Annotated in this window: 8 protein-coding genes and 1 pseudogene; 5 read left to right on the top strand and 4 right to left on the bottom strand. The window is 66.0% G+C overall.

Annotation, left to right across the window (positions count from 1 at the left end; translation table 11 throughout):
- Together IT472_RS11095 and tpx are read left to right on the top strand one after the other, a co-directional pair.
- Nucleotides 1-603: biotin/lipoate A/B protein ligase family protein (locus IT472_RS11095; protein ID WP_297181571.1), on the top strand; the 603-nt coding region annotated here is incomplete at its 5' end.
- An 81-nt stretch (nucleotides 604-684) separates the two neighbouring features.
- The gene (gene tpx, locus IT472_RS11090; protein ID WP_297181570.1) at nucleotides 685-1,185 is read left to right on the top strand and encodes a thiol peroxidase; all 501 of its coding nucleotides are present in this window, start codon (nucleotides 685-687) and stop codon (nucleotides 1,183-1,185) included.
- Nucleotides 1,186-1,246: 61 nt separating this feature from the next.
- Here tpx and IT472_RS11085 read toward each other — a convergent pair whose 3' ends face one another.
- The 4 genes and pseudogenes from IT472_RS11085 to IT472_RS11070 all read right to left on the bottom strand — a co-directional run bounded on the left by IT472_RS11085 (nucleotide 1,247) and on the right by IT472_RS11070 (nucleotide 4,878).
- On the bottom strand, nucleotides 1,247-1,645 hold the full coding sequence (locus IT472_RS11085) for a hypothetical protein (protein WP_297181569.1): 399 nt from the start codon (nucleotides 1,643-1,645) through the stop codon (nucleotides 1,247-1,249).
- A gap of 28 nt (nucleotides 1,646-1,673) precedes the next feature.
- Entirely contained in the window at nucleotides 1,674-3,173 is a 1,500-nt protein-coding gene (locus IT472_RS11080) for a pseudouridine synthase (protein ID WP_297181568.1), read from the bottom strand.
- A gap of 175 nt (nucleotides 3,174-3,348) precedes the next feature.
- Nucleotides 3,349-3,894, bottom strand: a pseudogene (gene scpB / locus IT472_RS11075) (SMC-Scp complex subunit ScpB); the annotation flags it as partial.
- Between the two features lie 45 nt (nucleotides 3,895-3,939).
- On the bottom strand, nucleotides 3,940-4,878 hold the full coding sequence (locus IT472_RS11070; protein WP_297181567.1) for a ScpA family protein: 939 nt from the start codon (nucleotides 4,876-4,878) through the stop codon (nucleotides 3,940-3,942).
- A 274-nt stretch (nucleotides 4,879-5,152) separates the two neighbouring features.
- Between IT472_RS11070 and IT472_RS11065 the strand changes: the two genes are divergently transcribed.
- The 3 genes from IT472_RS11065 to IT472_RS11055 all read left to right on the top strand — a co-directional run.
- Nucleotides 5,153-5,452 (top strand): YciI family protein, encoded by a 300-nt coding sequence (locus tag IT472_RS11065; RefSeq protein ID WP_297181566.1) that lies wholly within the window; start codon nucleotides 5,153-5,155, stop codon nucleotides 5,450-5,452.
- Nucleotides 5,453-5,508: 56 nt separating this feature from the next.
- A complete protein-coding gene (locus IT472_RS11060; protein ID WP_297181572.1) occupies nucleotides 5,509-5,760 on the top strand; it encodes a BolA family protein in 252 nt (83 codons plus the stop codon).
- Between the two features lie 133 nt (nucleotides 5,761-5,893).
- The coding region (locus IT472_RS11055; RefSeq protein WP_297181565.1) for an AAA family ATPase at nucleotides 5,894-7,749 on the top strand (1,856 nt) is incomplete at its 3' end.

The following is a 7,749-nucleotide window of genomic DNA, read 5'->3' as shown; positions in this document are numbered from 1 at the left end:
TTCCAGTCCTTGCGCAATGAGGTCGACCTGGTCGCTGCGCGCCGCCACGGGATTGAAGTCGTGCGCCGTGCCACCGGTGGTGGCGCGATGTTCATCGAACCCGGCAATACGATTACTTATTCGTTGTCGGCACCGGAATCCCTGGTCGCCGGCATGTCCTTCGAGCAGTCCTACGCCTTCATGGACAGTTGGGTGCTCGATGCGCTGCGTTCGCTCGGCATCGAGGCCTGGTACCAGCCGCTCAATGACATCACCTCCAAGGCGGGCAAGATCGCGGGTGCCGCGCAGATGCGGCGCGGCAAGGCGGTGCTGCATCACGTCACCATGGCCTACGACATCGATGCCGACAAGATGTTGAAGGTGTTGCGGATCAGCCGCGAGAAACTCTCGGACAAGGCGACCCAGAGTGCCAACAAGCGGGTCGATCCACTGCGCAGCCAAACCGGCCTGCCGCGCGAGGACATCATCGCGCGGATGATCGAAACCTTTCGCCATCTCCACGGATTGTCGGAGGACGTGCTGCGACCTGAGGAGTTGGCGCGTGCCGAGGGCCTGGTGCGTTCCAAGTTCGGAACCCCGCTGTGGACCGAGGCGGTTCCGTGATCCCACGACGATGCTGACGTCAGCATCACGCGGCGCAGTGCACGATCAAGCAAGGAAATCATCCTGATGAGGAGCAAGGCGATGTCGAGCGTGACGTTTCATGGCAATCCGGTGCAGGTGGGTGGCCAATTGCCGCAAATCGGGGCGCGTGCGCCGGCGTTCAAGCTGGTGGCGGGCGATTTGAGTGAAAAGGGCCTGGCCGATTTCGCCGGCAAGCGCAAAGTGCTCAATATTTTCCCGAGTGTCGATACCGGTGTGTGCGCGACCTCGGTGCGGCACTTCAATCGCGACGCGGCCGGATTGGACAACGCGGTGGTGCTGTGCATTTCCGCCGACCTGCCGTTTGCGCAGGGCCGTTTCTGCGGCGCCGAGGGCATCGCCAACGTCAGGATGCTGTCGATGATGCGTGGCCGCCAATTCCTGCAGGACTACGGCGTTGCACTCGAAAGCGGCCCGCTGGCCGGGTTGGCCGCACGCGCAGTGGTGGTGCTCGACGAGCACGACAATGTGCTGCACGCACAGCTGGTGCCGGAGATCGCGGAAGAGCCGGACTACGCTGCGGCGCTGGCGGCCTTGGGCTGAGTTCCGCGTGTGCTGGACAAGCCCAGCACGGGCTTGCCAGCACAATCGAGATGCCGCTGATCTATTTGGTGAAGCTCACTTCGAAGGACATGAAGAACCCGTCGCGCGGCGGCGTGAACACCGTCTTGTCGCGGACGTAGCGCTGCAGGCAGATTCCCAGCGGAGAGGTGCCCTGGCGCCAGGTCTGCTGCACCATGCCGGTCTTCGACAGCTTCATCACGATGGTGAACGGGGTGAAGTCGTCGCGCAGGTCATCGCGCGCGCAGGCGGCAATGCCGGCATCGAGCAGGGCACCCTGGCTGGACAGCATGTCCTCGTGCGCCTGCCCGGTGACGCTGGCTTCATCGGCATCGGCTTGGCGCTTGGCCTCGGAATACGGGATCGGTGACGCGTCGCTTGCTGTCGCGGGCGGTGCCGACTGCGTGGCCAGCAGGAGGGCGGTCAGGATCGAAAGGGACATGTCGAGACTCCTTGGTCAGTCGTGCGATTCAGCGTGAGTCGCCGCGCGGGCCACGCGGGCCTGGACCGCGTGGCCGAGGTGCGCCACCGGGTCGCGGCGTCGCGCCGGGACGTGGGCCACCACCCGGGCGCGGGGAGCGAGGTCCGCGCGGTGCCCCAGTGCGCGGCGTCCCGGGCTGTCCAGTGCTGCCGTGCACATGGTCGGAAGGGAAATACGGTGCATTGCCTGGATGGCCGTAGGGGCGCGCGGGTCGCTGCGGGCGGGCATCCCCAGCAGCGGGCTGTGCGCCGCGGGGAGTGTATTTCTTGGGTCCGCGCCCGCCCGGGTTGCGATGTCCGCTTGGGCCGGTGTCGACGCCATCCGGGACGAACCAAGTGCGCATCGCCGCCGGGTTCTCGCCGCGCTTCTCGCCAGGTTTCAGCCGCTGGCCGGGTTGCCGAGGTCCCTTGACCTTCAATCGCTTGTTGGCCTGATTGGCTGCCTGCTCACCGCTGACGGTCAAGCCACCGGATGGCTTGCGATTGCCGCGCCGGCCGCGATCCTCGCGCACGCTGTCGAAACGGCGCAGCTCACGGCCTTCGTCGGCGGTACTGTGCCCACCGACATAACCGTGCCCGCGCGCGCCGCCGGTGACCACCGTCTTGTTCGCCTTGCGTTGGCCCAGCACCGGCATCAGGGTCAGTGCAGATGGCGTGCCGTCTTCCAGTCCCAGCGACTTGCGCAGGGCGTCGACCTCCGCCTGCGGCAATTCCTGGGCGTGACCGCGCAGCAGTGGTTGCGGCAGTCGCACCTGGCCGTGGCGGATGCGCTTCAGGCGTGACACCTGACAGCCCTGCGACTCCCACAGCCGGCGCACTTCTCGGTTGCGGCCTTCCTTCAGCAGTACGCGGAACCAGTCGTGCCGGCTTTCCTCGGGCATGTTGGAGCCGCCGATGCGTTCGATTTCGTCGAACTTGGCCGGCCCGTCTTCCAGTGCCACGCCGCGGGCGAGGCGATCCACCAATTTGTCGCTGACGTTTTCCTCGCCCTCCGGTGCGCGCACGCGGCAGACGTATTCGCGCTCGACCTCGTGCGAGGGATGCATCATCGCGTTGGCCAGCTCGCCATCGGTGGTGAGCAGCAGCAGACCGGTGGTGTTGATGTCGAGCCTGCCGACGGCGATCCAGCGCGCGCCTTTCAGTGCGGGCAGGGTGTCGAAGATGGTCGGACGGCCTTCCGGGTCCTCGCGGGTCGTCACTTCGCCTTCCGGCTTGTTGTACATCAGCACGCGCGCTGGTTCGGTCAGCGCGCTGGCGACGAAGGTCTTGCCGTCGATCTCGATCTTGTCGCCGCCGGTCACGCTCATGCCGGTGCGCGCCGGCTCGCCATTCACGCTGACCTTGCCGTCGGCGATGCGCTGCTCCAGTGCACGGCGTGAGCCGAGCCCGGCCTGCGCCAGCACCTTGTGCAAACGCTCTTCGATGCGTGTGGCTTCGGCCGGCTTGGCTTTCAGGCTCAGCGGGCGGCGTGGTGTTTCATTCGTGCTCATGTTCGGTGTGCTCCGACGATGCGGCAGTCGCGTCGTCTCGTTGGGTGTCTTCGGGAACGGGGTCCGAGAGGGGGTCAGAGAACATTTCTGCCCCGGGGTTGTCGTTGGTTTCAGGTGGATTGTCGGACATGTTCTCTGACCCCGTTTCAGTGGGCAGGGCCATGCCGGCAATCGGCAATTGCGGTTCGAGTTCGCCGATGTCCTTGAGCTCCGACAGCGCCGGCAGTTCGTCCAGCCGCTTCAGTCCGAAGTAATCAAGGAAGCCGCGGGTGGTCGCCAGCAACTCGGGCTTGCCGGGCACGTCGCGGTGGCCGACGACGCGGATCCAGTCGCGTTCTTCCAACGTTCGGATGATGTTGCTGTTGGTGGTCACGCCGCGGATCTGCTCGATCTCGCCGCGGGTGATGGGTTGCCGGTAGGCAATCAGGGCCAGCACTTCGAGGGTGGCACGGCTGTATTTGGTCTGGCGCTCGGTCCACAGGCGCGACACCCAGGGATGGACGTTGGACTTGACTTGGAAGCGCCAGCCCGAGGCGACCTCCACCAGTTCCACGCCGCGACCAGCGCAGGCGGCCTGCAATTCCAGCAGCGCCGCTTCCACGCTACCCTCGGGGGCCGGTTCGTCAAGCGGAAACAGGCCGTGGATCTGCGCCACGGCCAGCGGCTGCGCTGCGGCCAGCAGGGCAGCTTCGACGATCCGGGTGACGAGGCTCTGGTCGATTTCTGTCATGGCAAGGATTAGGGCAGGTCGTTGCGGTGGCGATGGTTACGGCTGTCTTGCCGGCGCGTCGTCATCGAACTCGCTTGAGAGTTCCTCTGGCGAAGGCAGGGTGGACCCAGCAGCTTGGGATTTCACGTAGATCGGTGCATGCCGATGATCGCTGCCTTCGCCGGATGCCTCCTGCACGATGTCGATCAACTGTTCCTTGGCAAGGGTCAACAGGCCGAGGAAGGTGACCACCACGCCCAGCCGGCCTTCTTCCGGTGTGAACAGGGTTTCGAAGCGGTGGAATGCGCCATCGGACAGGCGTTCCAGCAGTTCGCCCATGCGCTGGCGCACGCTCAGTGCGTCGCGGCGGATGGCGTGCTGGGTGAACAGTTCGGCGCGCTGCAACACCTCGCGCAGGGCCAGCAACATCTCGCGGATATCGACCTGTGGCGGCAGCCGCACCACCGCACGATCCGGCACGAACGCAGAGACCGCGACGGTGTCGCGCTCCTGGCGCGGAATCGCGTCGAGGTCTTCGGAGGCCTTGCGGTAGCGCTCGTATTCCTGCAGACGGCGGACCAGATCGGCGCGCGGATCCTCGTCGTCGCCCTCGCTGCTGGGCGGTCGCGGCAGCAACATGCGCGACTTGATCTCGGCCAGGATCGCGGCCATCACCAGGTACTCGGCGGCCAGTTCGAAGCGCAACTCGTGCATCGCCTGGATGTAGTCGACGTACTGGCGGGTGATCTCGGCGACCGGGATATCGAGGATGTCGAGGTTTTGCCGGCGGATCAGGTAGAGCAGCAGGTCGAGCGGGCCTTCGAAGGCCTCGAGGATGATCTCCAGCGCATCCGGCGGGATGTACAGGTCCTTCGGGATTTCCGACAAGGGCTGGCCAAGCACCACCGCCAGCGGCATTTCCTGCTGCTGGGGCGGGGCATTGCTGGTGCCGTTGTTGGCCGCGGCCACGGTGTCGCTGCGGGTTTCAGGTGTCATCGGTTGGCGGCCCCCTCCGGGCCACGCAAGCTACGCAAAGGCCCGGATGGGCCTGGGTTGCTGTGTTCGCCACGCGCTGACGGCGCGGCCGGTGGGCCCCGTCAACGGATCGATGGCGTGCATTCGCCGGGTCGGCGGGCACCTGCGGCCAGTGGCCGAACGGCGCACGCCCGCAAGACCGGGCGGGAAACGTGCGATCTAGCCTACGCATTCGGCGCCGGGCTGTCCACTGGGCACCGTTACAATGCGCGGCAACGATTCAGGGAGTCAGTCGATGTGGTACGTGATCGAAGGCCATGACGGTCCGGACGTGTTGGCGCGGCGGAAGGCAGCGCGTGCCGACCATCTGGCGCGCTTGGTTGCGCTTCGCGATGAAGGCCGCCTGTTGCTGGCCGGGCCTTGCCCGGCCATCGATGCCGAGGATCCGGGTCCGGCGGGCTTCCAGGGCAGCGTGGTCATCGCCCAGTTCGCCTCGTTGGAGGATGCGCGTGCCTGGGCCGATGCCGATCCGTATTGCGCTGCGGGCGTCTATCAGCGCGTGGACGTGCGCCCGTTCTGCAAGGTGTTGCCGTGAGCGAAGGCTGGACCGAGGCCGATATCCCGCGCCTGAATCCGGGTCGGATCGCGCGCATGCGGGCCCTGCTCGAAGCGGCATTGGCACCCGTCCGCCTCGATATCGTCGATGACAGCCATCGCCACGCCGGCCATGCCGGCAGCCGTGGCGGGCAGGGCCATTTCAGCGTCGCCATCGTCAGTGCGGCCTTCGAAGGCAAGTTTCCGGCAGCCCGGCACCGACTGGTCTATGCCGCGCTCGGCGACCTGCTGCAGACCGATATCCATGCCCTCTCGATTCAAGCGCAGACGCCGGACGAGGCGGGCTGATGGCCGCTATACTCCCCGATCATCCGGGCTGGTTTTGTATTCAACAATCACGTTGAAACAACGAGTTACGGACATAATTTAAGCTGAAATATCATGCGACACCGCGGGTGTCGCGAAGGTTCGCGACCGCCGCATGCGCCTGTCCACCATCAAGTTGTCCGGCTTCAAATCGTTCGTCGACCCGACCACCCTGCATCTGCCGACCAATATGACCGGCATCGTCGGTCCCAACGGTTGCGGCAAGTCCAACATCATCGACGCGATCCGTTGGGTGATGGGCGAATCGGCTGCCAGCCGCCTGCGCGGTGATTCGCTGACGGACGTGATCTTCTCCGGCAGCAGTGCGCGCAAGTCGGTGTCGCAGGCCTCGGTGGAGCTGATCTTCGACAACGCTGATCACGCGATCACCGGTGAGTACGCCGCGTTCAACGAGATCTCGGTCAAGCGCACGGTCGGCCGCGATGGCCAGAGCAGCTACTACCTCAATGGCGGCAAATGCCGTCGGCGCGACATCACCGACCTGTTCCTCGGCACCGGCCTCGGCCCACGCAGCTATTCGATCATCGAGCAGGGCATGATCTCGCAGGTGATCGACGCCAGGCCGGAAGACCTGCGGGTCTACCTGGAAGAGGCCGCCGGCATTTCCAAATACAAGGAACGCCGCAAGGAAACCGAGACGCGCATCCGCCACACCCGCGAAAACCTCGATCGCCTGACCGACCTGCGCGACGAGGTCGACAAGCAGTTGCAGCATCTGTCGCGGCAGGCCAAGCAGGCCGAGCAGTACACCGCCTTGCAGGAACGTCGCCGCGAGAAGGACGCGCAGTGGCGTGCATTGGAGTTCCGTACGCTGGATGCGCAGTTGCAGTCCTCGCGGACGGGGCTGCTGCGCGATGAAACGCAGTTGGAGGCGCTGGTTGCCGGGCTGCGTCGAGCCGAAGCTGCCTTGGAAACCGGTCGCGCACAACGTGAGGGCAAGAGCGAGGCACTCAACGGTGCGCAGGCGACGGTGTACGAGGCCAGCGGCAACTTGGCCCGGATCGAGCAGCAGATTGCCCACCAGCGCGAGTTGGCCGCGCGCCTGCAGCGAGCCCGCGATGAAGCCGGAAGTGCATTGGATGAACTCGGAGGGCAGATCGACGTCGATCGCCAACGGCTGGCGCAATTGCAGGGCGCGGTGGAAGAAGCGGTGCCGCGGTTGGAGGTCCTGCAGGCCGAGGACCGCGATCGCCAACAGGCCTTGACCGCATCCGAAGCCCAGCTGTCGGATTGGCAGCAGCGCCGTGACCTGCACGCCCGTGACCAGGCGGAAGCCGCGCGCGCGGCCGACGTGGAGCGCACCCGCATCGAACACCTGGATCGTCAGATTCTCGATGCCAGCAACCGCATACAGAAGCTGGGCGACGAGCGCGCAGGGCTGGATCTGGACGCACTGTCCGCCGCACTCGCAGGCTTTGCATCGGAATGCGAGACCGGCAAGGCCGCCGTGCACACCTTGACCACGCAGGTGGACACCCACCGGGCGAACAGCACCCAGTTGCAGGAGCGCCAGCGCCAGTTACAGGGCGAACAGGCCGAGCTGCGCAAGCGCATCCAGGCGGCGCGGGGACGATTGGCCTCGCTGGAGACCTTGCAGGCCGCGGCGCTGGGGCAGGAAACAGGTGCGGGCGCGCGTTGGCTGCAGGTGCATGGGCTGGGCGATGCGGTGCGCGTTGGCGAGCGGCTGGAGGTCGATGCGGGCTGGGAAGGCGCGGTGGAAGTCGCGCTGGGACAGTTGATCGAAGCGGCGGTGGTGGATGCCGGCGATGGACACTTCGATCCCGCACTGGTCGATGCCTTGGCGGCATTGTCCGAGGGTCGCGTCGCCCTGGTGTCGGGCGCCGATGACGCATCGGCCTCGTATCCGCCGACCACGCTGGCGGCGCGTGTGCGTGGGCCGGCAGTGATTCGCCAGGTGTTGGCGCGGGTGCATGTCGTCGACGACATCGC

This window comes from Thermomonas sp., from assembly GCF_020850895.1.
Lineage (GTDB): Bacteria > Pseudomonadota > Gammaproteobacteria > Xanthomonadales > Xanthomonadaceae > Thermomonas.
This window is presented reverse-complemented; position numbering and strand designations above follow the sequence as displayed.

Excerpts from the sequence above, each read along its gene's own strand:
- tpx (WP_297181570.1), top strand. The coding sequence starts at position 685 with ATGTCGAGCGTGACGTTTCATGGCAATCCGGTGCAGGTGGGTGGCCAA.
- IT472_RS11085 (WP_297181569.1), bottom strand. The coding sequence starts at position 1,645 with ATGTCCCTTTCGATCCTGACCGCCCTCCTGCTGGCCACGCAGTCGGCA.
- IT472_RS11080 (WP_297181568.1), bottom strand. The coding sequence starts at position 3,173 with ATGAGCACGAATGAAACACCACGCCGCCCGCTGAGCCTGAAAGCCAAG.
- IT472_RS11070 (WP_297181567.1), bottom strand. The coding sequence starts at position 4,878 with ATGACACCTGAAACCCGCAGCGACACCGTGGCCGCGGCCAACAACGGC.
- IT472_RS11065 (WP_297181566.1), top strand. The coding sequence starts at position 5,153 with ATGTGGTACGTGATCGAAGGCCATGACGGTCCGGACGTGTTGGCGCGG.
- IT472_RS11060 (WP_297181572.1), top strand. The coding sequence starts at position 5,509 with ATGCGGGCCCTGCTCGAAGCGGCATTGGCACCCGTCCGCCTCGATATC.